A 26,021-nucleotide genomic window follows, 5' to 3' on the forward strand; every position below is an offset into this window, starting at 1 on the left:
TGACTACCACAACAACTAAATGGTTACTATGGCTCAAACTAAACAATTTTCACCTCAAACGGGCAGCCCTTGCCCGCTTGGAGTGAGCTGGCAAGCAGAGAAACTAAACATCGCAGTCTTCGCATCTGATGCGACGCAATTATTTATTCATTTTTTCTTACCTGATACTGAAGAGGAAGTGGCTGTAGTTGAATTGGCCCACCGCACCGGCAAAGTATTTCATGCCGAATTTTTGGGGGTAAATAGTGACTGGTTATATGCAGTACAAGCGATACAAAAAGACGAGAATAAGGGCAAGCAAGTTAATGACAAATTGCTTATCGACCCATATTCAAAGGGGATAAATCGTCCTGTTATTTGGAATAAAAGTCTGTATGAAGAAAATAGTCCATTTTTCATTCCTAAATCTACTCTCAAATCGCCTGATTTTGATTGGCAAGGGGTGACAAAGCCAAAAAAACCTCGCGAAGAAACCATATTATATGAGACACACGTAAAAGGATTTACACAACTCAATGAGTTAGTCCCTGAAGAAAATAGAGGTACATATCTAGGGCTATGCGATCCTAATGTAATCAAACATATTAAATCGTTAGGGGTTACCAGTGTGCAGTTAATGCCAGTGTTTTCCTATATGTCGGAGCCCCGACTTGAAGACTTGGAACTAACTAACTATTGGGGATACAACCCAATAAATTTCTTTGCTCCAGATCCAAGATACGCCAAACATAACGCGGTTGTCGAGTTTAAAACCTTAGTTAGAACTTTCCACGAAAATGGTTTGGAAGTCATTTTAGATGTGGTCTATAACCATACTGCCGAAGCGGGTAAAGATGGCGCTGTTCTGAGTTTTAGAGGGTTAGCTGAATTCGACTTTTACCTTATGACTTACGATGATTATTGCTTAGACTACGCCAATTATACCGGTTGTGGCAACACAGTTAATTGTGACAGCGACTTCAGTTTACGTATGATCATGGACTCACTTCGTTATTGGTTAACTGAAATGCAGGTAGACGGATTTCGATTTGATCTTGCGGCAACTATGGGCCGAAATGGTGAGCGATTTAATCGTAAATCGGCATTGTTCAAAGCCATCGCTCAAGATCCTATTGTTGGTCAATGTAAATTAATTGCTGAACCTTGGGATATTGGGCCAGAAGGCTATCAATTAGGTAACTTCCCCGCTTATTGGAATGAATGTAACGATAAATATCGCGACGGTATTCGCAAGTTTTGGAACGGTGAGAAAGGCCTAGTACCTGAAGTTGCGAGTCGAATATTAGGATCGCGAGATGTATTTCGTAAAGGAAAACGAAGTCAACTTTCGTCAGTAAACTACATTTGCTACCACGATGGATTTACGTTACAAGATTTAGTGAGTTACGACCATCGCCACAATTTAGCTAATTTAGAAAATAATCGTGATGGACATGGCGCTAATTTTTCTAAAAATTATGGCGTAGAAGGGCCAACATCTGAATTTGCAATTGTTGATAAACGCGAATTACATAAACGCAATTTAGTTGCGACCTTACTCTTCTCACAAGGGATCCCGCACCTTTTAGCTGGTGATGAGTTAAGTCGTACACAAAACGGCAACAACAACGCTTATTGTCAAGACAACGAAATTAGTTGGGTGAATTGGTCAATTGACAGTCGTCAATCGGCATTTTTACAATTTATGAAACGTTGTATCGAAATTAGAAAGCGCTTCTCAGTGTTAAAACATTGTTTTCTGCCGGATGATAATTTTGAACACAGCACTTATCATCATAAAGTCAGTTGGATAAGGCCAGATGGCGAAGAGAAACGGATTGAAGATTGGCACAATCATTATAATCAATGCCTGGGTTTACTCGTTGCTGACGAAGATAAATGTTACCAACTGTTATTGATCTTTAATTCGTCAAATAAAGACGTTGGTTATAACGTGCCAGACGGGCTCACTAAAACATTAGTAATAGATACGTCTAAACCTTATGCTGACGAACATGTTTCGGTCGGAACAACGTTATACAAACAAAATGCAAATAGCATGAGTTTGTGGAAAATCGACTATGATAATTGTGTTATTGGTCAAAAGTCTCAAACAGCCTAATTCGTTTTTAAGGTTTAAAGTGAGCTTTAAACCTGTGCCGGATAGTTAACTTTAATATTGGAATTTGTTCCTTTGTATAATTAATTGTTCTTGACGGTATGAATGGAAGGATAGTTTTTGTATAATCCGCGCCAAATTTCAGGCTATGCCGAATTTGGTTCGGATTAAGAGGCGACGTAAAATGTCAGACCAAGAAATATTGTGTGATGTAGGTTTTATTGGCCTAGGTGTGATGGGCAAAAATTTAGCTTTAAACCTAGCAGATAATGGTTACAAAATTGCTGCATTCGACTTAGACACAGACAAAGTTAATGACGCAATAAAACAAGATGAAGTTGAACGAGGTGAAAACCCTCAGCGTATTTTTCCTTGTACCTCTTATACCGAACTATTAGCAAAACTAAAATCCCCTCATTTGATAATGTTATCTGTACCAGCAGGCAAGCCAGTTGATGACGTCTGTCATAAACTTATCGACGCCGGTATACAAGCCGACGATATTGTTGTTGATACTGGCAATAGCTTATGGACTGACACAGTTCAACGCGAAAAAGATTTTGAAGGTAAGCTTTTATTCTTTTCTACTGCGGTTTCGGGTGGAGAAGTTGGCGCGCGCTTTGGTGCTTCATTGATGCCAAGTGGTGACCGATATGCATGGACTCGTATAGCACCTATGTTGAAAGCCATTGCCGCTAAAGTAGACTCTACTACCGGTAAGCCAATTGAACGTTTCGAACCAGGAAATCCAGTGTTAGAAGGCGAACCTTGTGCCACTTATATCGGTGGAACCGGCAGTGGTCACTATGTCAAAATGGTCCACAATGGTATTGAATATGCTGATATGCAGTTAATTTGCGAAGCCTATAATATCATGCGAACAGGGTTGGATATGCAACCTAGTGAAATCGCCAAGATTTTTAGAGATTGGAATAAAGGCGAATTAAATAGTTACCTAATTGAGATCAGTGCAGAAGTTTTAGAGCACATTGACCCTGAAACACAATTGCCTTTGGTTGATATTATTTTGGATCAAGCAGGTCAAAAGGGGACTGGACTATGGACTGCAGTTAGTTCACTGCAAATCGGTGCCCCTTCACCAACCATTACATCAGCTGTCTATGCACGTGCTCTGTCGACATTAAAAGAAGATAGAGTAAAGGCATCAACGATTTTGGCTGGTCCTGATATTTCAGCAATGAATTTAGATAAAGACACGGTTATTAGAGAACTACACGACGCTTTGTACTGTTCTAAAATATGTGCTTATGCTCAAGGTTTCCAACTTATGAGTATGGCCGCTAAAGAATATGAATGGAGTTTAGATTTTGCAGGCATAGCTAAAATTTGGCGTGCTGGTTGTATTATTAGAGCTGTTTTTCTTCAGTCGATCACTGAAGCTTATCAACGTGATGAAGACTTAACCAACTTGTTAATGGACCCGTTTTTTTCTGAACAAATATCTAAGTTTCAATCTAATTGGCGTAGAACTGTAGCAAACTCAACTATGATGGGCATTCCGGTTGGAGGGTTTTCATCCGCTTTAGCTTATTATGATTCTTATCGTAGCGCGGTATTACCAGCTAATTTGTTGCAAGGGCAACGAGACTTTTTTGGGGCGCATACTTTTGCACGCACAGATAAAGCCGCTGGCAAAAAATACCATGTCGAATGGAGTCATAAAGATCGACCCATCGTAAAAATATAATACGAAAAAACCACATCACAGTATGTGGTTTTTTTATGTCTATACTAAACTAACGTTTCGATTAAGCAGGAGTGACAAATGTCAAAAATAGTAAAAACCGATGAACAGTGGCTGGAACAACTTGGTCCAGAAGCATTTAAAGTGACGCGGAAAAAAGGTACGGAGTATCCAGGTACAGGCAAATTTTTAAACCACAGTGAAAAAGGCCTTTATGTTTGTACATGTTGCCAAGCACCTTTGTTTACTTTTGATTCAAAATTTAATGCCCACTGTGGTTGGCCTGCATTTGACCAAAGCATTGACGGGGCTGTCGAATATATTAAGGACCACTCAAATGGCATGACCCGAATTGAAATATTGTGCACTAATTGCGATTCCCATTTAGGGCACATTTTTGATGACGGCCCGACAGAAACTGGTAAGCGGTATTGTGTTAATTCTTTGTCACTTTCTTTTATACCGTCTTAGGGGGCTTACATATTCAGGCGGATGTGCCTATAAAGCATGAAACGACTCCGTTTTTGCCAATTTATAAAAGATATACAATAGTCACGTTGTTCAGTTAATTGTCATTTTTGTTGTTAGGTGTGTAATAGTACAAAATAACTTTCATGTTTTGGTTTGTTCCTTTACAATGTGTTCGTTTTTTAGGTGCTTTACATCTAGTTATCCCGCAACGTTAATTAATTGAAGGTAGAAAGAATGACTTTAACTCCAGAACAGCAATATCAACAAAGTTGGTTAGTGCGACAAGAATTTGCAGAACGTATGCAACCGCTTATTGGTATGTTGTATCGTAATCGTGGTATTGAAATTTGCGTCTATGGTCGTCCACTTGTCTCTGCTTCTACAATTGATGTTATCAAAGCACATAAAACAGTTTCTAAATATGAAGACCACAAGTTAAGACTTAAAGAAAGCTTTGAGTTTTTAGAAATCATTAACAATCTTAATTTGAATCCTGCAAAAGTGGACCTTGGTAAATTAGCCTACGGTTATTTATTTAAAAATGCCGGGGAAGGGCTTACAAAAGAAGCGTATTTAAAACGAGAATTAGCACTTGTATTAGATCAGCCACCGGCTGAAAAACCGCAGGATGTTGTGCTCTATGGTTTTGGTCGTATCGGTCGTTTACTGGCTCGATTGCTTATTGAAAAAAATGGTCCTAACGCTAATTTACGTTTACGTGCAATCGTTGTTCGTGGTGGTAAAGACGGGGATTTAGAAAAACGTGCCAGTTTATTACGCCGAGACTCTGTTCACGGACCATTTAATGGCAGCATTACCGTTGATGCAAAAGCAAATGTAATAAAAGCAAATGGTGCTTATATTCAAGTTATATATGCCAACTCACCAGATGAAGTTGATTATACTAAATATGGAATTAGTAATGCCTTAATCGTAGATAATACGGGTATTTGGAAAGACGAAGATGGACTTGGCCTTCATCTTAAATCCAAAGGCGCAGCAAAAGTATTGTTAACAGCCCCTGCGGGCGGGAAAATTAAAAACATTGTTTATGGTGTAAACCATTTAGATGTTTTAAAAGACGATAAAATTGTTTGTGCCGCAAGTTGTACAACAAATGCAATAACACCGGTGTTAAAAGCGTTAAATGATGAATATGGCATAAACAACGGTCATGTTGAAACGGTCCATTCTTATACAAATGACCAAAACCTAATTGATAACTTCCATAAAGCTGAACGTCGTGGCAGAGCCGCAGCGCTAAATATGGTATTAACGTCTACTGGAGCGGCTAAAGCTGTGTCTAAGGCGTTACCTGAATTAGAAGGTAAATTGACTGGTAATGCGATTCGCGTCCCAACCCCGAACGTATCAATGGCTATAATGAACCTTAATTTAGACCGCGAAACGTCGGTAAAAGAATTAAATGAGCATTTACTCGATGTCGCTTTACATTCTGATTTACGTGACCAAATTGATTTCACGAGCTCAACCGAAATCGTTTCTACCGATTTAGTGGGCAATCGATACGCAGGTGTTATTGATTCAAGAGCGACGATTGTCGATGGAAATCGCGCTGTATTGTATGTTTGGTATGACAATGAATTTGGGTACAGTTGCCAAGTTGTACGTGTCATGCAACAAATGGCAGGTATTCAATACCCATCACTCCCTGTTTAAAAACAAAAACAATTTTAAAAAGGTCACTAAAATCAGTGACCTTTTTTTGTTTTTTGGTTAATCTTCCAAACAAATCTTTTAAGACTTTGAGTTATTTTGAGAAAATATATGATTGATGTCAGATCATCCTTGTTGTTATCGACATTATTGGTTGCCCCCTTTGCTCACGCCAAACAAGACAATAGCGATTTATTCACGTTATCAATAGAAGAATTATTGCAAGTTGAAACGAGTGTCGCAGGATTTAGCTCCGAGTTAATTGCGGGATCTCCTTCTGTGGTTACCGTATTTTCTAGTGGTGATATTCAGGCATATGGTGTCGACAATCTTTATGACTTAATGAACTTTGTACCGGGTTTTCAAACCACAGTAGGGGAGAAAGTTGGGGCTCAATCAAAGTTACAATCTAGAGGCGTCTATCTCGACAACGGCTATGTGTTGGTCATGATAGATGGTGTGCGAATTAACGAAGTTTCATTTGGTAAAGCAAGTGTATATACCCCTTTCATTAATTTGGAAACGGCCGAGAAGGTAGAAATAATACGCGGTCCAGGATCGGCTAAATATGGCAGCAATGCATTCATAGGCGTGATTAATATTGTAACAAAAAAGGATGATCACTTAGCTGCAGGGATCGGTAGCAATGGCCAATCACGTTTTAGCTTTGGATTAACTGAATCTTTATTTAATGGCACGCTTGCCGCAAATTTTTCGTTTTTAGAAGCTGATGGTCAGAAATTCATCATTAGCGACCAACAAACGTTAAACGATGTTGAAACCCGTAATCCATATGAACATCAGCAGATGGCAATCAATTGGTCAAATGCCAATTTTGAACTCGGTTACCGAAAAGATAGTCATAAACAAGATGGGTTTATTAACCTTAATGGTTATCATCCACTTAACTATTATCTTTCTGAAAACCAATATTGGTATGGTAAAACACAGTATTCATTTAATCCTAAAACCCAATTAAGTGCACAATTAGAATATGCCGATCATTTAATCGAGTCCGCTGGCTTTATTGAATCATCGGGAATTGCACCATTTAGCCATGATGTCCTCCAAGGGCCTTACTGGGGAACTGACCGCTATGCGCTACAGGTTAATATCAGTCACCAATATAGTGAAAGTTTAGAATTTAGTGTAGGCGTTGAAGTTCAGCGAGAATCCCAAGTAAAAGCCGGTGTGGTAACCACGCACGTTACAGATGATGGCCAATCAACAAGTCCTGCAATTGACGCGCATTACCAAAATGGTTTGATCAAATTATCTGAACTAGGTGATTTTGAAGGCTTAAAAGATTCAATAACAAGCCGCGCATGGTTTGGTGAATTACAATGGCAAATCGATGACCAGCAAAAAGTATTTATAGGTGGTCGCTATGAAAATTATAATAGTGCCGGTGATGCTTTTTCACCTCGTATTGCTTACATTAGAAAATTAGACCAACAGCATCAAATAAAAGCTATTTATTCGCAGGCATTTAGAGCCCCCGTGACTAATGAATTGTATTCAAACGACGGTGTAACAGTTGGCAATTCGACACTAAAACCAGAATTGGTTGAAACGTCTGAGTTACAATGGCTAATGACAAATGACAAGTTCATGTTAGAAACCACTTTGTTCCATACAAAAATGACTGATTTAATTGTTTATCAAGAGCTTCCAAGTAATCAACGATTTACCTTCTTTAACAGCGGCAGTACTGAATTAAATGGTATTGAATTGTTAAGTAATGTGGATATAGCTCCAAATCTCTCCGCCAGAGCCACCTATACGCATATATTTAGCGATACAGTAAATGCTCAGTACGATCATTTTGCAACGGCAAGTCTCTTTTGGAGCAATGAGAAGTGGCGTTCAAATGTACATGTCATTTATCGCCCTGCAAGTTCTATAAGTCAGGGTTTGACCGATGGTAACGAACAATATTTCTCTGAAACTAGTCAATTTATTGTAAACCTTTCTTTGCATTATCAGATGGGTCGCAACTTGTCTTTCCAATTTGCGGTAGAAAACCTAAATGACAATCAATATAACGGTTATGAACCTCGTCAATCACTTAATGACTTTGGGGTTCCACAGCCTAGAAGACAAATGAGTATAAATGCACGTTACGCATTTTAACTGTAATAATAGTCAGTCTCTAACGGTCTTGTAGAGTGACGTTGTTATGAGGTTGAAAATGTTTAAAAATATACTTACTCAAATTGTAGTTGTGTTCCTTGTATTTAATCTAGTGAGTACGATACGAGAGACATCGTTGCTTAGCTATGATGAAACTGTTCCTGGGTTCATCATGCCAACAGTCAAGGGCACGACGGTTAATTCTGAGCAGTTAAAAGGTAAGCCTACGCTTATTTATTTTTGGGCCCCTTGGTGCAGTGTTTGCAATATTAGCCTACCAAATCTTCAAGACTTTTATCGTGATTATGGAAGCGAAATTAATATTGTTTCTGTGGTATTAAGCTACCAACAAATTGAAGATGTTCACATGAAGATCATTAAGCATAAGTTGGACTTTCCAGTTTTACTCGGAACAAACGAAGTGGCAGATGAGTTTAATATCACTGGATTTCCGACGTATTATTTACTGGATGCGGATCAAAAAGTCGTATCTAAATCGCTTGGCTATTCATCTGAATTGGGAATGCGGCTAAGAGCGTTGATTTTATAAACATTGATCACCTAGATCACCAAGATCCTATGGTTAAAACTAGATAGAATATGATAACCTCATCTAGGTTTAACAAATTGGTGAAATATAATGAAAATAAGCAGTAATTTTGACAGCGGAAATATTGAAGTTGTCCGTTTAGAGTCTGCAACTGATATCCAGTTAAATATAAAGAAAGACAATAATTCTGATTTTTATCAATGGTTTCATTTTAAACTTGAAACTTCAGCTGGTGAAGAACATACAATTAAAATATTGAATGCTCAACAGTCAGCCTACCCAGAAGGTTGGAAAGATTATAATGTTATGGCCTCATATGACCGTAACACTTGGTTTAGAGTCGACACTGATTATGATGATGGGCCACTCGTTATTAACCATATCCCCGAATTTGACCACGTATTTTACGCCTATTTTGTACCATATTCCTACGAACGACATTTAGATCTAATCCACAGCGCACAATTAAATCCCAACACGCAATTAACGACTCTAGGTCAAACCATCGATGGTCGCGATATTTCGGTTATCCAAGTAGGTGAACCCGCAGAACACAAAAAATCAATTTGGATCACCGCACGTCAACATCCTGGCGAATCGATGGCCGAATGGTATGTTGAGGGCCTGTTAGAACGTTTATTTGATTTAGACGATGCAACGTCTCGACTTTTACAGCAAAAAGCTGTGTTTTATATCGTCCCAAATATGAACCCAGATGGCTCGGTAAGAGGGCACTTAAGAACAAATGCCAATGGCGTTAACTTAAACCGAGAATGGCTAACACCAAGTAAAGAAAATAGCCCAGAAGTTTATTACGTTCGCGAACACATGTTATCTACAGGTGTTGATATGTTTTTAGATATTCATGGCGATGAAGCAATTCCATACAATTTTGTGGCCGGTTGTGAAGGTATTGAAAGTTACGACCAGAAACACAGTGACCTTGAAACTTTGTTTAAACAATCTTATGCCGCAGTGACACCTGAATTCCAAGATGAATTTGGGTATCCAAAAGATGAACCTGGCCAAGCGCTTAAAACGGTGGGTTCAGCTTGGGTAGGTGAACAATTTAAGTGTTTAGCCTACACGGTTGAGATGCCATTTAAAGATCACAACAATGCACCAGATGTCGACTATGGTTGGAACGATGTTCGTTCAGCTAAATTTGGCGCAGATGTATTAACAGCAATTTTAGCTGTAGTTGATACGTTACGATAATAATTACCCTACACTGCGCGGTAATCAATAAAAATAACGCCGCGCATTAATTAAAACAATAACAACAAAAAGGAACAAACAGTGACGGCTTTTAATGACCTACTTGTTTTTCTAGATAGTATTTTAGGCAGCTCGCCTTGGTTTCCGTATGTGTTACTCGGTACGGGTGTTTTTTTCACGCTATATTTAAAATTCCCGCAAATTCGTTATTTTAAACATGCATGGAAAGTAGTTACCGGTAAGTACGACAAAAAAGGTGCGGAAGGTGATACAAATCATTTCCAAGCATTAGCAACGGCTCTATCGGGTACCGTCGGTACTGGTAATATCGGTGGTGTTGCTTTAGCACTTTCCATCGGTGGGCCTGCGGCTCTATTTTGGATGTGGATGACTGCCTTTTTTGGTATGACAACTAAGTTTGTTGAAGTAACCATGTCTCATAAATATCGTGTGAAAACTGAAGACGGTACTATGTCTGGTGGCCCAATGTATTATATGGACCGCCGTTTAAACATGAAATGGTTAGCTGTGTTATTCGCCGTTGCAACGGTTATCAGCTCATTTGGTACAGGCAGCCTGCCACAAATTAATAACATTGCCGTTTCAATGCACGACTCATTTGGTATTGACCATATGGTTACAGGTGGTGTTCTTGCGATTCTATTAGCGCTAGTTATCTTAGGCGGGATTAAACGTATTGCGTACATTACATCACGCGTTGTCCCTGCGATGTCAATTCTTTATATCATTGGTGCATTAGGCGTTATATTTTATAACATCGAAAATCTTGTTCCTTCATTTGTCTCTGTTTTTGCAGAAGCCTTCACAGGTTCCGCAGCAACGGGTGGTTTTGTCGGGGCCGCATTTGCCTATGCATTTACTAAAGGTGTTAACCGTGGTTTGTTTTCAAACGAAGCTGGTCAAGGTTCAGCGCCAATTGCTCACGCTGCAGCAAAAGCCGATAACCCAGTATCAGAAGGTATGGTGTCTATTTTAGAACCGTTTATTGATACCATTATTATTTGTACACTGACAGGTATGGTGATCTTATCTTCTGGTGCGTGGCATCAAAAATACGAAAATGTATTCCAGCGCTCAGATATGGAAATATTGAAAGGCACTTACAGCCAACAAAATGAACAAGATTTTGCGGAAATATCCAGTTACTTAAATGGACAACCAAGTAAAGTTGAAGATTTTGATGGCGAAATCATTGTCCGTGAAGGTATTGCGGTTACTGGTGACTTCACAATTTTAAATTCACGTTCATTTGCTGAGAACGTTGTATTTTTGTTACCTGGTGACCATGTGTATAACGGTAAGTTAAAAGTTATTGGTGGCCAACTGAAAAACGACGAGATTATTGTTCGAGGTGACTCCTTGATCCACTCTGCGGCCTTAACGACCAAAGCATTCACCCAAGGTTATTTTGGTGAATATGGTAAATATATTGTCACAATCGGGCTATTACTCTTTGCGTTTTCAACAGCAATAGCGTGGTCTTATTATGGTGACCGTGCGATGACCTACTTGTTAGGGGCAAAATCAGTAATGCCATATCGTGTTATATATGTTGCCGGGTTCTTTTGGGCTTCTTATGCCGATACATCTCTAATATGGACATTAGCTGCGGTCGCAATCGTCGTCATGACATTACCGAACTTGTTCGGTATTTTATTACTACGCAAAGAAATGAAAGAAACTGTTGGTGATTATTGGGTTAAGTTCAATAAAGAGAACGATACCAAGTAATTATTGATTCGATAAAACAGCACCCTTTAATAGGGTGCTTTCTGCGTTTACGGTGTTGCCGTAAAATTTTAAAACTCCTTTAGGTAGACCAATATGGCGATTATCAAATGTCCACAATGTGCCAATAACATTTCGGATAAACACAAAGCTTGCCCACACTGCGAACTCGATATGACCGAGTTAACAGAAGAAAAACTTCATAGTTTAAACAAAATACGTTCGTTAAAATCCAACCAAACCCTTATGACACATCAGATAATTGCTATGTTGTTATTTTTGGCAGGTTGTTTCTCGTACTACAAACTTGATGATCCGGAGTCACCACAATTTGTTGCGGCGCAGGCATCCATTGTAATTGGTTTTGTGTGGTATATCGTCAATCGAATTCGGATCATTCTCGCCAAACGACAAAAGTATTAAGGACAAATAATGAGTATTGAACAACTTTTAGCGGGTGTAACCCCCGAAGTTTTCGAAAACCTAAAATACGTTGTCGAAACTGGAAAGTGGCAAAATGGCCGTGTTGCAACACAGGAGCAAAAAGATAATGCTCTGCAACTGGTTATCGCCTATCAGTCGAAAATCGAAAAGTCTACTCAGCACTTCACTATTGGTGAAGATGGTGAAATGGTAGTTAAGTCCAAAAGTGAACTCAAAAAAGAGTTTCTGGCAGCAAACGACATTGCAAGGTTTGACGAAAATGATATTTAAGAATCTTTTTAAAAGAAAAAAATGGCTAAGTGAAAAAGTCAGTGACCGATTAGCGGCAATTGCCGAATTAGAATTGAGTGACCTTTCTAATAAACCCATTATTCATGAACTGGCTTTTAACGACAATAATGACAAAGTTAGACGCGCCGCTTTGGATAAATTAAGTGATTTTGCATTGTGGTGGCAAGCATTTAAACACGATGTTTCAGAACCGATTAAAAAGCACGCTGAAAAAGTTATCGTCGATAGTCTTACAGGAAAGGGCACCGTAAAAATTGATGCGAGCTTAAAATCAAAATTTATTACTGAATGTAATATTAGCCACATACTTGAGAAAGTGGTTTTTAGCTTAGATGATGAATCGTTAGTTTTATCTGTCCTTAACAAACTAGATAAAGAATCTCTTTATTTTAAAGCCATTACAGACTCAGCCTTATCAGCGGAGTTAAAAAAGCAACTCATAGAAAATACCAATGAGCTAGGGCAGTTACGAAAACTCTCTAAAAAATTAACAGCGGCTCAACTTGAATTAGTGAACGCTAAAATTCAAGTGCTTACCGAAGAAGCGGAACGTCCGGTTAAAATCGAAAAGCATGTTCGGTTGTTGTTGGCTCGACTTAATGCATTAAAAGAAAAAAGCGATTTTGATGTGATTCAATCGCAAATGACAAGTTTAAACGCCGAATGGCTTGCCAATGAACGTGATATCAGCTTATTAAGCGAGTCTGTTCAAACAGAACTGGCTACCAAATATAACGCCATAAATGTCAGCTTAGAACGTATTTTAGCGCCGCTTAAAGCGCAATTTGAAAAAGAACAAGCTATACGCCAAACTGCCATCGAACAAGATAAAAATTATACTGCCCTCAATACGCAACTAGACAGTGTGGAAGGTCAAATCACTTCGTCTATCGTGGAAGAAAAAGAAATTGATCAGGTTCAAATCACAGAAACGATCAATTCTATTTCAAAGCAATGTCACGAATTAGCGTTAACTGAACAAAACAAAGCGCAATTAATCAAACGTTGCGAATCAATTTTTAATCGTGCAAATCAAGTCCCACAAATAAAACAAGCGATAATTAATGCTGCGCAAGTGATTACTGAGCTGTCACAGTTAGAGGCGCCAAAAGATCTAGCGTCTTTAAATGTGTTTAATCCTCAGTTTAAAGCCATTAAATTGCGTTGGCAGGAAAATGTGTCGCAGGCAAATATCGCGCTTCCTGAAAACATTGCTAATGAATACAAAATTAAATTAACAGCGCTGCAAGAACCCGTTTGGCAATTAGAGCGCGAACAAAAGCAAATGTTTAATCAAACGCGTCGTAAAATGGCGGAGTTAGAAGGGCTTGTAAAAGAAGGCCGTTACCATAACGCATTTGGTTTGTTTAAGAAATTGACGTTTTGGTTTGCAGAGTTAAATGATTATCAACAAGCTCAGTTGACAAATAAATGGCAAATTCTACAAGAGCAAGTAGATGGCCTGCGTGAATTAGAGCGATCTTTTTCAAATCCTAAAAAACAAGAGTTGCTTGAAGAAATTGGCACACTCGCGACGACGCCTATAGCAGATCCTACAGAACAAGCTCATCGTGTACGTTTGTTACGTTCAAATTGGCAAAGTCTTGGCCATGCTGGTGACGATACGGAAACTGAGTTAAATAAGCAGTTTGACGATTTATGTGAGCAAGCATTTGTACCATGTCGAGAACATTACCAAATGTTAGAAAAAGAGCGCAGTGATAGTTTGGCAGCCAAGCAGCTTATTTTAGAACAACTGCAAAAACTCAACGATAATTTAACAAGTTCACAAGTCGCTGATTGGCGTGAGTTGGAGTCTGTATTTGTTAAGTTAACAAAGCTTTGGCGTGAAACTGGTTTGGTTGACCGTGAAAAAGTGGATGAAGTTAACGGAAAATACCGTACGCTTTGCTCACCAATTCGTAAAGCCATTAACGACCATCACAGCGATAATGAACAAGAAAAACGTGACATCCTTAAAAAAGCAGAGGCGATCATTCAGTCCGATGACAAGTTAGACTCGAAAATTGACAACTTAAAGGGGCTACAAAATAAGTGGCAGAAAGTCGGTTTTGCTGGAAAAAATGTTGACCAAAAATTATGGCGAGAATTTAGGGCGCTAAACAATCCTATTTTTGCGCAGCGAGAAGAAGCTTATAGGCAGCAAAAAGAGCAATCGTTAGCTATCTATGATGACTTTGCCGACAGGCTTAAAGACCTAGCAGAGCGAGCGAACAATGGTAGTGACATTAGTGAATTACGATCAGTTATAGACGACGTTGAGGCTGTTCTAAGTTCGCTCGAAGGATTGTCAAAAGGTCAATATGAAAAGCTTAAACGTACGGGGCAAGAAATTAACGCTGTATGTGACGTTCAGATTGGCAAACAACGAGAGTTACAAGAAAAGCAAGTTTACGTTGATTTGTTTGCTGCGGTTAAAAGCTTAGCCCTTGGCGAAAAGGCCGAAGTTAATCATCTTAAAGCAGCATGGCAAACTGCCTTGAATACAAATGGTAAATCAGACCGCCATCTTGTGACAATAAAACTCGAACTTATTGCCGGTATTAGTTCGCCAGCGGCAGACAAAGCCAAACGTAACGAAATACAAATGATCTTAATGTCGGAAAAACTAGAACAGGGTATCGAATATTCTACTCAAGACTTATTAGAAGAGTGGCTTACAGCCGGAGTATTTGAAGAAACAGATTTAGTTCTGTTAGATCGGATCAAGCCAATCTTTATGAACTAACCCTTAGGCTATTTCAGCCATTAAGCAAAAAGCCAAATACTGTGTATTTGGCTTTTTTATGCGTGTCTCTTTGTTTAATTGGACTATAAGTCGAATGACCGCACATAAACTACAAACTAAGTTCACCTTTTAAGTTTATTTCAAAGCGTCTTCGAACTTCGTCATAACTAAGATCTTGACTCAGCAAGTGATGAATTTTGGTAAGGCAAGCTTCTAGCGTCATGTCTCTCGCGGACAATACACCTGCATCTTTAAGTGCATGACCTGTGGCGTATCCTTCCATGTTAACCATGCCTCTGTGGCATTGCGTTCGATTTACAACCAAAATGCCGCGTTTATGGGCTTGCTCAATTTCGTTCAATAACGCTTCGTTTTCCGGTGCGTTACCAACACCATAACTCTGTATGATTAACGCATTTACAGGTTGAGCAAGAATGTTTGCAATAACCTGATGGGATATTCCAGGGTATAAACTAACGACGCCAATTGGTTGGTCTTTAATTGGAATGACAGTTAACTTACTTTCATTGCGCGGCGGGGTAACAACTAACTGACCTAGGTCGACGTTGATTTGAATTCCAGCGGTAATTAACGGGTCACAATTGGGACTTTCAAAAGCATTAAACCCTGAAGAGTCCGCCTTAGTTGAGCGATTTCCCCGGTATAATTTGTTATTAAAAAATAACCCAACTTCAGCGAGCGGGTAATGAGCTGCTAAATATAACGAATTTAGTAAGTTAAGTTGTCCATCACTGCGTATTTCAGAAAGTGGAATTTGGCTCCCTGTAACGATAACTGGTTTTTGCAAGTTATCTAACATAAAAGACAACGCAGATGCTGTATACGCCATTGTGTCGGTACCGTGCAATACCACAAAGCCATCATATTGGTCGTATTTTGCTTGTATATCATCAGCAATAAACTGCCAGTCATTAGGGGTCATATTGCTAGAATCAATAACAGGGCAGTATTCGTGTATATCAAAATTAGGCATCTCTTCTCGGTGCAGTTCAGTCAACCCTTTTACCACATCAGAAACATATCCTTGTACTGGAATATAACCGTTTTTAGATTTTTTCATTCCTATGGTGCCGCCAGTATAAGCGATATAAATACGTTTTTTGTTTATGTTCATGAAGTGTCACTACCCAAGTAAATTTAAGGCATTGTAATTAAATAAATCGGCGAGGCAAATTGTCTCGCATTATCGTTCATTTGAAACATTCTATTTTGTACTAAAAACTTGACCGGGACTATTGTGCTAAAAAAAACGTACTTCAATCTTGTTAATAGAAGTACGTTAAATTCATCTGTTGTTTGTTGAGGCCAATCTAAGATGATTTTAGTAGCATCAAAGTTTGTTTACAGCTCATTTGGTTTTTACTGCAAGGTGTCGCACTCCAAACAGTAAATGTAAACGCCTGCTGGATCATTCATTTCTGTCCATTTTTCTGCTTGCGTAGCTATGGTGCCAAAGAGCGATTGAATTGATTGACGACGAATATCGAAGTTGTCAGTTAAATTAGGTCCGTACGTTTTAAATAACTCTTGCATGAATTGCTCCATTGGATTGAGTTTTGTTTCTACGACTTTAATATCGTAATCACTTAACTCAGCTAAATTAGCTGCAGAATCAATGGCATCATTGAAGTAACCTAACTTATCTACAAGCCCAATTTCAAAAGCCGTTTTACCAGACCAAACTCGGCCCTGTGCAATTTTGTCTACATCAGATTTACTTATCGAACGTTCTTCTGCGACAAGAGAAATAAACTGGTCATAACCATGTTCAATCGCAAGTTGAATGACTTTTCCCATTTGCGGATCTAAAGCACGAACGGCTGATAGTCCATTAAGTTCCGTTGTAGCAACACCATCGGTTGTTACACCTAGTGCACTTAAGCTATCTTCATAGGTCAGGAACATTCCAAAGATCCCAATTGAACCAGTAATGGTAGAAGGGGCGGCCCAAATTTCATCAGCTGACGCTGAAATCCAATAACCACCAGAGGCGGCCATAGAACTCATCGATACTACGATTGGTTTTCCAGCCTGTTTCATGGCTTCTACTTCATTTCGAATTAATTCAGACGCAAATGCAGAGCCTCCAGGGCTATCTACACGCAGTACAACCGCTTTGACGGACTTATCAAGACGTGCTTGCTTTAATAGCGCAGCAGTTGATTGACCACCAATTTCACCGGGTTTACGCTTGCCATCGTAAATAGTGCCTTTAGCAACGACTATAGCGACCTTATCCATAGGCTCCATCTCTAGTTGTTGACTCATTGACGCTAAGTAATGATTAAAGTTTACGTAATTTACATCTTTACCGTACTTTTCCGCTAAGTAGCTATCTAATTCTTGATGTGATTTAAGACCATCAATCCATTTGTTTTGCAATGCAAATAGCGAAAAACTACCATTGGTTTGAGTTAGCTTTTCTAAAAAATCATCTAAAGATTCATCAAAATTAGAGGTTTCAATATTTCGAGCTTGCGCTACGTCTTCTTTGTAGATTGTCCATAAATCGTTTAACCAATTGATATTTGCTTCTTTGGCGGCAGCTGACATATCGTCACGAATAAAGGGTTCTACTGCAGATTTAAATGTACCCACTCTAAAAATATGGGCATTGATTTTGAGTTTTTCCAAAGCCGCTTTGTAATACATATTAAAACGACCAAATCCGTCTAAACTAATCGACCCCATGGGATGCAGATACAATTCATCGGCGTGGGCCGCAAGGTAATATTGGCTTTGGCTAAAATAGTCGCCATAGGCAATGACAGGTTTACCGGCTTGTTTAAATTCGTCAATAGCAAATGCAATTTCCTGCAGTTTATTTAATCCGGTATTTTTTAAACTGTGTAAATTTAACACTAGTGCTTTAATTTTATTATCGTCTTTAGCTTCTGCGATTACGTCTAATACGTCGATTAATAATATTTCAGGACTTTGATTTCGATTACCCGCAAAATCAGCCATGACCTCATCGTAAGGGTCGACAAACGTTTTTTGTTCGACGATGTCACCAACGAGGTTTAGCGTTAGAATGGAATTGTTTTTTACTACAATAGGAGCCGTTTGACTTGCACTAAAAATGATGAATAAGGCAATTAATACTAATATAAAACCGATATTTAAAAAGACTCGACGACTAAAATTTATGACATTCCAACTTGCTTTAATGAGATCTCTTAACCAATGTTTATTCTGAGATAGATCGCTACGCATAATATTCCTTGCTTTGACTTTAAATGGATTTTGTTGGTTATTGCTTATTACTTTAATTCTAAGACCAAAAGCAAATAATTTCAGTAGGTATTTAGGGAAACCTTGTAACAAAATATACAGTTGAAGTCCGACCAGTTGTTGGGTAGAGTAATACCATAATTATAAAAAGGGTTTTACAACATGTCATTTCCACACATTTTTGAACCATTAGACCTTGGATTTACCACTTTAAAAAATAGAGTATTGATGGGCTCCATGCATATGGGGCTTGAGGAAGAAAAAAATGGATTTGATAAGCTTGCTGCTTTTTATCAAGCGCGAGCTAAAGGTGGTGTAGGTCTCATAGTTACTGGCGGCATTGCGCCTAATTTTGCTGGTCGTGTTGAACCCAAAGGGTCGCAACTCAGTTTCTTCTGGCATGTAAACAAACATAAAAAAATTACAAATGCGGTTCATCAAGAAGGCGGTAAGATCTGTCTTCAAATCTTACATACTGGCCGATACGCCTACCATCCGTTTAATGTAAGTGCGTCTGCAATAAAATCACCAATTTCTCCATTTAAACCTAAGGCATTATCAGAACGTGGTATTAAAAAGACCATTAATGACTTTGTTAATTGCGCCTATCTAGCACAAAAGGCCGGCTATGATGGGGTGGAAATTATGGGTTCGGAAGGGTACTTGATAAATCAATTTATTGCTCCGAAGACCAATAAGCGAACGGATGACTGGGGAGGGAGCTTTGAAAATCGAACGCGTTTGGCATTAGACATTGTTCGTCAAACACGAGAAAAAGTAGGCCCTGACTTTATTATTATCTTCCGATTGTCCATGTTGGACCTAGTTGATGAAGGCTCTACTTTTGACGAAGTGGTCAAATTAGCGAAGCTATTAGAAACCGCCGGAGTAACTATACTTAATACCGGTATTGGATGGCATGAAGCTCGAATACCAACAATTGTAACCTCCGTGCCCCGTAAAGCCTTTACGTGGATAACAGAACGCATTAAGCAACAAGTCAGTATTCCTGTAATCACCACCAACAGAATTAATACGCCTGAAGTTGCGGAACAAATATTATCCTCTGGTCAAGCGGATATGGTTTCGATGGCTCGACCCTTTTTAGCGGATGCCGATTTTGTTAATAAAGCCAAAGAAAATAACAGTGATCAGATAAATACGTGTATCGCCTGTAACCAAGGTTGTTTAGATCATGTTTTTCAACGTCAAAGGGCAACGTGTTTAGTAAATCCAGTTGCTGGCTATGAAACCGAATTACTATTTAAGACGGTTGTCGAACCGAAAAAATTGGCTGTAGTCGGAGCGGGTCCGGCGGGTATGGCGTTTGCGTGTTATGCGGCTGAACGAGGTCACGAGATCCATTTATTTGACGCTGAACAATCTATCGGTGGTCAGTTTAATATCGCCAAGACCATTCCAGGTAAAGAAGAATTTTATGAAACGATTCGTTACTTTGAAAATCGATTAAAGCAACTCGGTGTGCATTTGCATTTAGGTCAAACAAAAGACGCGGAATCGTTAGTTGCTGGTGACTTTGACAAAATCGTAATTGCGACCGGTATAACCCCACGAAAACTGCCAATTCCAGGTTTTGACTCAGACAAGGTTCTTGGTTATTTAGATGTCCTTAAGCATCATAAACCTGTTGGCAAAAACGTTGCGATTATAGGCGCTGGCGGTATCGGTTTTGATGTAGCATGTGCACTTACGCAACCTAAATCACATACATTAGATTTGGAACATTGGTTAGCCTATTGGGGCGTAGATACCGATTATTCGGAACGTGGAGCGATTAAAAAGCAAAAAGAAGACCAGCCAACTCGTAAAATATACTTAATGCAACGTAAAAATACTAAAGTTGGAGCTGGTTTAGGGAAAACGTCTGGTTGGGTACACCGAATGGAACTGAAACGTTCTGGGGTCGATATGATGGCCGGTGTAGAATACAAAGCACTTACCGAAGAAGGTTTAGAAATTATTATCGATGGAGAAACACGTATTCTCGATGTGGATAATGTCATTGTATGTGCGGGTCAATTAAGTAATACGACGCTTGCAGATGAACTAAAAGCACTTGGAGCAGATGTCGAAATAATTGGCGGTGCGAGTTATGCGTCAGAACTAGATGCAAAACGAGCGATACGCCAGGGCGCCGAATTAGCGTCGACGATTTAAATTGTTGGTGTTAGGTGGGTTAGAATTACAATAAGCTCATGGTAAACTGCGCGCAATTTTTTTGTAATTAGAGTTTTTATGACAGATGTAACCATATGTTTGACCAACCCAAAGAGCCCAACCAATGTGGGTGGTGTAATGCGGGCCGTAGGTTGTTTTGGCGCGGATAAGGTACTTTATACTGGGAATCGGTATGATATTGCGAAAAAATTTCATACCGATACACAAAATATATCGGCTGATATTGGACTTGTTCATGTTGACGATTTTTTTGCGGAAAAACCGAAAGAAGTACCACTAATCTGCATTGAATTGGTTGAAGGGGCGATTCCTTTAAACGAATTTAATCACCCGCCAAAAGCATTTTACTTATTAGGTCCAGAAGATAGTTCGGTAAAGCAAGAGTGGGTCGACCAAGCAGACGCTGTTGTTTATATTCCAACTAAAGGCAGTTTGAATTTAGCCGCAACGGTCAATGTGTTGTTGTACGATCGATTTTCTAAATCAACTCAGGATATTGACCATACCTCTTTGATTAAGCAAAGTAGGGATGTCAATAATCGCTTAGCGGTCAAATAGTTCTCTAAAGTACTAGATTAGCGCCGAACTCAATCGACCTTACCTTAGTACCAAAAAGCGATAACTAGTTTTGCTAAAAATGAGTTATCGCTTTTTAAGTTCAGCTCTCAAATGTACCTATTTTGACCGACTCTTTAATCGCATGATTGTGTTAAAGCACATTTTTGTTAGTCATTAAAGAAGTCGTTTTAACAACCTATCAATTTGAGTTAACCGCAGCTTTTTAATTAACTTTTGTGGTTTTTGTGGATAGTCACGCAAAGATTGTAATTCTGTAACCGATTTAACAACCGTTGTATGTTGATAAATTTGGGCAAGTTCGTTTTCGACCTGTTCGGTCAAAACTCCGTTTTTATCGTCAATGAGTAAACCATTTTCAAGGTCTAATGCCCATGCTCTTGGGTTTACATTACTGCCCGTAATTAAGTGGTATCTACTATCAGAAATAATGCCTTTTAGATGATAGCTATTTTTGTCATGTTTCCATAGGCGGATGGTTAATTGCCCAGACAAAATGTATTTCTGCCACTTTTTAACAAATCGAACCAACAAAATTTCATATAAATAGGGTATCGCGCCAATGGTTGAAAACTTGTCAGGATCTTCGATATAAAAGTCATTTGCAGTTTTATCGCCGACGGTAATTTCAACATTAACGCCACGTCGTAACGCTTTTGCAAGATCACGGACTAATACTTTTGGCATATTAAAATAAGGGGTAAATATAACAACCTTATCGACAGAGCGTTGTATTGTCTTTCTTATATGCTTATTTAGTTGATTATTTCTAGCTCCAAACCCAACAAGCGGTTTAACGGTAAGTTCACAATTTAAAGGTCGATATTGTTTTGTTTTATATTGCGTAACTGCCAATAACTTTCTTAACTTTTGAACAATTGTTTTGCGAGTTTGAAGGTCTGGGTAATATTCGATATTAAGCTTTGGGGCTAATGCAGAATCGATAAATACAGTATCTAAGTATTGGCAGAAGCTATCGGCTAATGACTTGGAGTTTAAAATGTAATATCTATCAAGGCGGTATTTGTCATGTTGATGACAATAAACATCATTAATGCTCGCGCCGGTATAAAGTACATGATCATCAAATACCATGCCTTTGAGATGTAACACACCAAATAGTTCTTTATTTTTGACCGCTACGCCATAAATATTAATGGTATCGCCATATTGTTGTGCGAGCTTAAGGTAAAGTGCGCGGTTACCAAGTTGTTGTTTTTCGCCAATTAGTCCTCTCTGAGCTCGGTGAGCGTCTACAAATATATTAATATTAAGCTTAGGACGAAGTTGTTTGGCCTGATATAGCGCATCTAAAATGATTTTACCTGCGTCATCATCTTGCAGATACAACGCGGTAATGTAGATCCGTTTTTCAGCTCTTGAAATGTGCTCTAGTAACGCACTAAGGTATGATTTGGCTGAATCTAAGATGTTAATGTCGCCAACATCTAGTGCAATTGGTTTTGTCTCAAATAACAACAGCTTTACTCTTCAAGTAATAAAATTAGAAAACAAACTTTCACTTTAACAACTCTGAAAGATCTTGTTGCGGTTGAACAATGGTCTTATCGCCAGACTTAAATATAAAAGCGTCTTTATTGCCTTTAAGTGATAGAGAATGTCCATTTAGTTGTAGTGCACTTCCTTCTTGGATGCCGACAATCGTTGCGAGAGGGTTCAATACCATAAATTCTTCAATTCTCATTTGTCGCGTTTCACCGTTGTGGCCTGGAGGCTGAAAATCGGTGTAATGAGGGTTTAGTTGAAAAGGCACTAAATTAAGTGCCGTAAATGACTGAGGTTGCACTATTGGCATGTCATTGGTAGTTTTGATTGATTGTCCGGCAATATTTGAACCTGCGCTCCAGCCAATATAGTAAGTATGTCTTTCAACAGATTGTTGGATGACATCTAGTAAATCATGATTGTATAACTGATTTAACAACTCGAACGTATTTCCACCGCCAACGATGATCACGTCAGCATCTTTTAACGCCTGTTGGTAATCATTAAACTCGTGAATACCCTTAATCGAAAAAGGCAATGAAGCTAACGCTTGTTTAACCTTAGTCGTATATTCACCATAACTAATTGTGACGCCAGCAAACGGAATAAATACAGCATTAACTATTGTACGGTCAGCTAAAAATTCTGAAATTATGGGTAAAGCATGTTCCAAGTATTCAGTATTGCCTTCTTTTGAGGCACTTAATAATAGGGCATTCATATATATTCCATCTTCAACGCCTAAGGACTAAAACATGTCATATGTGTCGCTAAAAGTCGAATAAGTGCGACACATATAGAAGTCATAATCGCTGTAATAATTTGCAATTAAGCAACTTGCACAGTCTCGAGATTAAGTCGTTTGAGTAAATTTTTAAGTTTATGGGGCGAAATCGGTTTCGTTAAAAACCCTTTTGCGCCTTTATCCCAAGTTAATTTAACGTTTTCTACCGAATTATGGGCGGAGCACATGACAACATCTGTATTGCTGTCGCTTGCTTGGATCTGGTCTAGAATGACAGTCCCGCACAAATCAGGTAATTCAATATCCAAAAACGCCAAATCAAATTGTTCATTTTGGATTATTTCTAAAGCTTCTTTCCCGGTGCTTACTAAGGTTATGTCCTGATAGCCTAATTGATTCAGAAGGTGTTTGAAGAGGTGCAAAATGTCTGCTACATCATCAACAACCAAAACCTTTATTTGCATATTATGCTCGTTATTATTATTCGCTCTTATTTAAACTTAAAGCGTAGGTGTACGCAGTGTAAAAAGCTTGTTCTTGAAATTGTCTTAACTCAAGATCCTTCATGGAATATTCCATAGGATTATGTTTTAAGTTATCTTTTATTTCGTTATTTGTAATTAACTCGACATTAGCGCCTTCAATTAATTGAATGGCGGCTTCCATTTTAAAGCTATTTGAACTTCCGGCAAACTTGCCTCGAGTATGTCTTTGTTTAATTACTATTTTATCTATCTTGTAGTCTTCAATTAACTTTTTAAATTGAAACTGAAAGTGCTGCATGCCTTCGCTAGTCTCAGGCGTATTAGTACCGATACCGCGAGTTCGACATTCTTTGACGTTAAACAACCCATGTTCGAAGCTAATAATACAAATAACGGCTTCTTTGTTGTTTAACTCAACGCCAAGTATGTTCATAATATTTCCAGTTTAATAATAAATTTAAGTAACTATTAAAAATGGCCCAACTTAGAAAGCAGGACCATTTTTGTGTTTTTGTTAAAAGTTTGCTGTACCAGGCGCACGTGGAAATGCGATAACATCTCTTACGTTTTGCATGCCAGTAACATAAGCAACTAGGCGCTCAAAGCCAAGACCAAACCCTGAATGCGGTACTGAACCGTAACGGCGTAAATCGCGATACCAGCTGTAGTCTTCTTTATCTAAGCCCATTTCTTCTAATCGAGCATCAAAAACGTCCAAACGTTCTTCACGTTGAGAACCGCCAATTATTTCACCGATACCTGGTGCTAAGACATCCATAGCAGCAACCGTTTTACCGTCGTCATTTTGTCGCATATAAAACGCTTTAATGTCACGAGGGTAGTTTTGCATAATAATAGGAGCACCAATATGCTCTTCAGCTAAGTAGCGCTCATGCTCTGAAGATAAATCAATACCCCATTCAACAGGGAACTCAAATTTCTTGCCACAGTTTTGCAAAATTTCAATAGCGTCTGTGTAGTTCATTCGAACAAAATCACTTGTTACCAACGCTTCTAGGCGGCTAATCGCTGTTTTTTCAACACGCTGTGCAAAAAATTGCATATCGTCTGGCAACTCGGTCAATACCGCGTTTGCAACATATTTAAGTAAATCTTCAGCTAGTTGCGCAATATCACCTAAATCAGCAAATGCCACTTCAGGTTCAATCATCCAAAATTCAGCTAAATGACGACTTGTATTAGAATTTTCCGCTCTGAATGTTGGTCCGAACGTATATATTTTACTTAAAGCACAGGCATACGTTTCGCCATTTAATTGGCCAGAAACGGTTAAATACGCCTCTTTACCAAAAAAGTCTTGGCTGTAATCCACTGTGCCTTCGTCAGTTAATGGTGTGTTAACCATGTCTAATGTTGAAACGCGAAACATTTCCCCAGCACCTTCACAATCAGACGCAGTAATTATTGGTGTGGATATCCAATAATAACCCTGTTCGTGGAAAAATCTGTGTATTGCTTGTGACAAGCAATTACGAACACGCGCAACTGCACCAATAATATTAGTACGTGGACGTAAATGAGCATGTTCACGTAAGTATTCAATAGAATGACGTTTCGCTGACATTGGATATGTGTCTGGGTTTTCTACCCAGCCAATGATCTCTACTGTCTCAGCTTGAATCTCTAGGTTTTGACCCGCACCTTCAGATTGCACCAACGTACCGGTAACTGCAACTGAACAACTTGTTGTTAACTTTGTCACATCGTTATAATTTGGTAATTCGTTTGGAACTACTGCCTGAATTGGATCAAAACACGAACCATCGTGTACAGCCAAAAACGAGATCCCTGCTTTTGAGTCACGTTTCGTTCTTATCCAACCTTTTACGGTTACGGTCTCGCCAGCTTTTGTATCGCCAGCTAATAATGATTTTACAGTTTGATGTGACATATTTTTCGTTTTCAGAAGTTTCAATAATGTTCAAGTGGGGGCCAATTTTACTTTGTTCAAGTTGAGATACAAGACTTAAAACCGATATAAGTTAGCAATTTTTATTTATTTGCCAAACTAATACGGTATTGGCACAGAAATAGCTATCTTACGAATTAGTGTGTTAATTAAATAACGTACTCTTTCTTAAATTAGGTTCTGGTAGTTAAGTTTTTGTTTTGTCAGATTGCCATTAATTTACCTAATTACTAAATAAAG

At 38.8% G+C, this 26,021-nt stretch carries 20 protein-coding genes; 13 read left to right on the forward strand and 7 right to left on the reverse strand.

Going from position 1 to position 26,021, the window contains the following annotated elements; genetic code table 11:
- Nucleotides 1-28 precede the first annotated feature (28 nt).
- From glgX to Q4575_RS00700, 11 genes are all read left to right on the forward strand, one after another.
- Nucleotides 29-2,101 carry a glycogen debranching protein GlgX gene (gene glgX, locus Q4575_RS00650; RefSeq protein WP_303521008.1) on the forward strand — a complete coding sequence of 691 codons (2,073 nt, stop codon included), beginning with the start codon at nt 29-31 and terminating at the stop codon, nt 2,099-2,101.
- A gap of 181 nt (nt 2,102-2,282) precedes the next feature.
- Nucleotides 2,283-3,806 carry an NADP-dependent phosphogluconate dehydrogenase gene (gene gndA / locus Q4575_RS00655; RefSeq protein WP_303521009.1) on the forward strand — a complete coding sequence of 508 codons (1,524 nt, stop codon included), beginning with the start codon at nt 2,283-2,285 and terminating at the stop codon, nt 3,804-3,806.
- Between the two features lie 78 nt (nt 3,807-3,884).
- Entirely contained in the window at nt 3,885-4,274 is a 390-nt protein-coding gene (msrB, locus tag Q4575_RS00660) for a peptide-methionine (R)-S-oxide reductase MsrB (protein ID WP_215962833.1), read from the forward strand.
- 234 nt (nt 4,275-4,508) lie between these two features.
- Nucleotides 4,509-5,954: a glyceraldehyde-3-phosphate dehydrogenase gene (locus Q4575_RS00665; protein ID WP_215962834.1), complete on the forward strand. Its 1,446-nt coding sequence runs from the start codon at nt 4,509-4,511 to the stop codon at nt 5,952-5,954.
- 108 nt (nt 5,955-6,062) lie between these two features.
- Nucleotides 6,063-8,084: a TonB-dependent siderophore receptor gene (locus Q4575_RS00670; RefSeq protein ID WP_303521010.1), complete on the forward strand. Its 2,022-nt coding sequence runs from the start codon at nt 6,063-6,065 to the stop codon at nt 8,082-8,084.
- A gap of 58 nt (nt 8,085-8,142) precedes the next feature.
- Nucleotides 8,143-8,634 (forward strand): redoxin domain-containing protein, encoded by a 492-nt coding sequence (locus tag Q4575_RS00675; RefSeq protein ID WP_215962836.1) that lies wholly within the window; start codon nt 8,143-8,145, stop codon nt 8,632-8,634.
- Nucleotides 8,635-8,724: 90 nt separating this feature from the next.
- A complete protein-coding gene (locus Q4575_RS00680) occupies nt 8,725-9,852 on the forward strand; it encodes a M14-type cytosolic carboxypeptidase (RefSeq protein WP_303521011.1) in 1,128 nt (375 codons plus the stop codon).
- 81 nt (nt 9,853-9,933) lie between these two features.
- A complete protein-coding gene (locus Q4575_RS00685) occupies nt 9,934-11,604 on the forward strand; it encodes a sodium:alanine symporter family protein (protein ID WP_215962838.1) in 1,671 nt (556 codons plus the stop codon).
- A gap of 93 nt (nt 11,605-11,697) precedes the next feature.
- Entirely contained in the window at nt 11,698-12,024 is a 327-nt protein-coding gene (locus tag Q4575_RS00690) for a hypothetical protein (protein ID WP_215962839.1), read from the forward strand.
- A 9-nt stretch (nt 12,025-12,033) separates the two neighbouring features.
- The gene (locus Q4575_RS00695) at nt 12,034-12,315 is read left to right on the forward strand and encodes a YeaC family protein (protein ID WP_215962840.1); all 282 of its coding nucleotides are present in this window, start codon (nt 12,034-12,036) and stop codon (nt 12,313-12,315) included.
- Nucleotides 12,305-15,085: a DUF349 domain-containing protein gene (locus Q4575_RS00700; RefSeq protein ID WP_303521012.1), complete on the forward strand. Its 2,781-nt coding sequence runs from the start codon at nt 12,305-12,307 to the stop codon at nt 15,083-15,085. Before Q4575_RS00695 ends, Q4575_RS00700 begins: the two co-directional genes overlap by 11 nt.
- Before the next feature lie 109 nt (nt 15,086-15,194).
- On the opposite strand, the gene ansA is transcribed toward Q4575_RS00700, so the two are convergent.
- Nucleotides 15,195-16,214: an asparaginase gene (ansA, locus tag Q4575_RS00705; protein ID WP_215963043.1), complete on the reverse strand. Its 1,020-nt coding sequence runs from the start codon at nt 16,212-16,214 to the stop codon at nt 15,195-15,197.
- 251 nt (nt 16,215-16,465) lie between these two features.
- Entirely contained in the window at nt 16,466-18,322 is a 1,857-nt protein-coding gene (gene sppA / locus Q4575_RS00710; protein WP_303521013.1) for a signal peptide peptidase SppA, read from the reverse strand.
- 180 nt (nt 18,323-18,502) lie between these two features.
- Between sppA and Q4575_RS00715 the strand changes: the two genes are divergently transcribed.
- Both Q4575_RS00715 and Q4575_RS00720 read left to right on the forward strand, forming a co-directional pair.
- A complete protein-coding gene (locus Q4575_RS00715; RefSeq protein ID WP_215962843.1) occupies nt 18,503-20,518 on the forward strand; it encodes an FAD-dependent oxidoreductase in 2,016 nt (671 codons plus the stop codon).
- A 78-nt stretch (nt 20,519-20,596) separates the two neighbouring features.
- Nucleotides 20,597-21,097 carry an RNA methyltransferase gene (locus tag Q4575_RS00720; RefSeq protein WP_215962844.1) on the forward strand — a complete coding sequence of 167 codons (501 nt, stop codon included), beginning with the start codon at nt 20,597-20,599 and terminating at the stop codon, nt 21,095-21,097.
- 174 nt (nt 21,098-21,271) lie between these two features.
- On the opposite strand, the gene pssA is transcribed toward Q4575_RS00720, so the two are convergent.
- The 5 genes from pssA to asnS form a co-directional block, all read right to left on the reverse strand.
- Nucleotides 21,272-22,594 carry a CDP-diacylglycerol--serine O-phosphatidyltransferase gene (gene pssA / locus Q4575_RS00725; RefSeq protein ID WP_215962845.1) on the reverse strand — a complete coding sequence of 441 codons (1,323 nt, stop codon included), beginning with the start codon at nt 22,592-22,594 and terminating at the stop codon, nt 21,272-21,274.
- Nucleotides 22,595-22,634: 40 nt separating this feature from the next.
- A complete protein-coding gene (pepE, locus tag Q4575_RS00730; protein ID WP_215962846.1) occupies nt 22,635-23,342 on the reverse strand; it encodes a dipeptidase PepE in 708 nt (235 codons plus the stop codon).
- 107 nt (nt 23,343-23,449) lie between these two features.
- Nucleotides 23,450-23,830 (reverse strand): response regulator, encoded by a 381-nt coding sequence (locus tag Q4575_RS00735; RefSeq protein ID WP_215962847.1) that lies wholly within the window; start codon nt 23,828-23,830, stop codon nt 23,450-23,452.
- 16 nt (nt 23,831-23,846) lie between these two features.
- Nucleotides 23,847-24,284 (reverse strand): DUF3010 family protein, encoded by a 438-nt coding sequence (locus Q4575_RS00740; protein WP_215962848.1) that lies wholly within the window; start codon nt 24,282-24,284, stop codon nt 23,847-23,849.
- 81 nt (nt 24,285-24,365) lie between these two features.
- Complete coding sequence (gene asnS / locus Q4575_RS00745; RefSeq protein WP_215962849.1) at nt 24,366-25,763, reverse strand: asparagine--tRNA ligase; 1,398 nt, start codon at nt 25,761-25,763, stop codon at nt 24,366-24,368.
- Nucleotides 25,764-26,021: the final 258 nt, after the last annotated feature.

This window comes from Psychrosphaera sp. 1_MG-2023 (assembly GCF_030548245.1).
In the GTDB taxonomy this organism is placed as follows: domain Bacteria; phylum Pseudomonadota; class Gammaproteobacteria; order Enterobacterales; family Alteromonadaceae; genus Psychrosphaera; species Psychrosphaera algicola.

Coding starts and splice junctions, on each gene's coding strand:
- glgX (WP_303521008.1), top strand. CDS start 29: ATGGCTCAAACTAAACAATTTTCACCTCAAACGGGCAGCCCTTGCCCG.
- gndA (WP_303521009.1), top strand. CDS start 2,283: ATGTCAGACCAAGAAATATTGTGTGATGTAGGTTTTATTGGCCTAGGT.
- msrB (WP_215962833.1), top strand. CDS start 3,885: ATGTCAAAAATAGTAAAAACCGATGAACAGTGGCTGGAACAACTTGGT.
- Q4575_RS00665 (WP_215962834.1), top strand. CDS start 4,509: ATGACTTTAACTCCAGAACAGCAATATCAACAAAGTTGGTTAGTGCGA.
- Q4575_RS00670 (WP_303521010.1), top strand. CDS start 6,063: ATGATTGATGTCAGATCATCCTTGTTGTTATCGACATTATTGGTTGCC.
- Q4575_RS00675 (WP_215962836.1), top strand. CDS start 8,143: ATGTTTAAAAATATACTTACTCAAATTGTAGTTGTGTTCCTTGTATTT.
- Q4575_RS00680 (WP_303521011.1), top strand. CDS start 8,725: ATGAAAATAAGCAGTAATTTTGACAGCGGAAATATTGAAGTTGTCCGT.
- Q4575_RS00690 (WP_215962839.1), top strand. CDS start 11,698: ATGGCGATTATCAAATGTCCACAATGTGCCAATAACATTTCGGATAAA.
- Q4575_RS00695 (WP_215962840.1), top strand. CDS start 12,034: ATGAGTATTGAACAACTTTTAGCGGGTGTAACCCCCGAAGTTTTCGAA.
- Q4575_RS00700 (WP_303521012.1), top strand. CDS start 12,305: ATGATATTTAAGAATCTTTTTAAAAGAAAAAAATGGCTAAGTGAAAAA.
- sppA (WP_303521013.1), bottom strand. CDS start 18,322: ATGCGTAGCGATCTATCTCAGAATAAACATTGGTTAAGAGATCTCATT.
- Q4575_RS00715 (WP_215962843.1), top strand. CDS start 18,503: ATGTCATTTCCACACATTTTTGAACCATTAGACCTTGGATTTACCACT.
- Q4575_RS00720 (WP_215962844.1), top strand. CDS start 20,597: ATGACAGATGTAACCATATGTTTGACCAACCCAAAGAGCCCAACCAAT.
- pepE (WP_215962846.1), bottom strand. CDS start 23,342: ATGAATGCCCTATTATTAAGTGCCTCAAAAGAAGGCAATACTGAATAC.
- Q4575_RS00735 (WP_215962847.1), bottom strand. CDS start 23,830: ATGCAAATAAAGGTTTTGGTTGTTGATGATGTAGCAGACATTTTGCAC.
- Q4575_RS00740 (WP_215962848.1), bottom strand. CDS start 24,284: ATGAACATACTTGGCGTTGAGTTAAACAACAAAGAAGCCGTTATTTGT.
- asnS (WP_215962849.1), bottom strand. CDS start 25,763: ATGTCACATCAAACTGTAAAATCATTATTAGCTGGCGATACAAAAGCT.